Below are 692 nucleotides of genomic sequence, written 5' to 3'. Positions count from 1 at the left end.
TATCTTTCTTTTCAGACTTATCCTTCGTATCAGTCTTATCTTTCTTATCAGACTTATCCTTCTTATCAGACTTATCCTTCTTATCAGACTTATCCTTCTTGTCAGACTTATCCTTCTTGTCAGACTTATCCTTCTTGTCAGACTTGTCCTTCTTGTCAGACTTGTCCTTCTTGTCAGAATCTAGAGTATTTTTCTTAGAAGATTCTAATAGATCACTATCCATATCTTTGTTATTTAAAGAATTATTTGACATAATTTTCACCCTTATTTATAACACTATGTAGAATATCTTGATACTCGATACTATGTCAGTGCTCTTATCTAGTCAATGTATCGATACAAATATACATCTTAAAGCGCTACTCTATTAACGTGATTTTTTATCTAACAAATAGACTTATGGTCAATCGACTGCTATTAAACAGCCTATTTCAAAGTAGTTTTTTCAACCAGATCCCATTAAAAAGATTAACGATATTTAATTACCAAATATTCAACAATATATGACATCGTCCATATTTTGCCGAGTAGATTATTATTAAGCGTCTCTATCATTATCTTATATTTCCTCTGTCGGTGATTCCGTCATTTTCACTCCACCATAGGTGACCAATATCACACCGAGCGCTATCAATGAAGCACCTAAAAACAGCCCTTCTGGTGGGGTTTCGCCTTGTAAGAAAATAGCGACA

The 692-nt window shown here is 33.5% G+C and carries 1 protein-coding gene; it reads right to left on the bottom strand.

Annotation, left to right across the window (positions count from 1 at the left end):
- Positions 1 to 253: hypothetical protein (locus tag CAN34_RS00080; RefSeq protein WP_217320598.1), on the bottom strand; the 253-nt coding region annotated here is incomplete at its 3' end.
- Positions 254 to 692: the final 439 nt, after the last annotated feature.

Source organism: Psychrobacter sp. DAB_AL32B, assembly GCF_002224105.1.
Classification (GTDB): domain Bacteria; phylum Pseudomonadota; class Gammaproteobacteria; order Pseudomonadales; family Moraxellaceae; genus Psychrobacter.
This window is presented reverse-complemented; position numbering and strand designations above follow the sequence as displayed.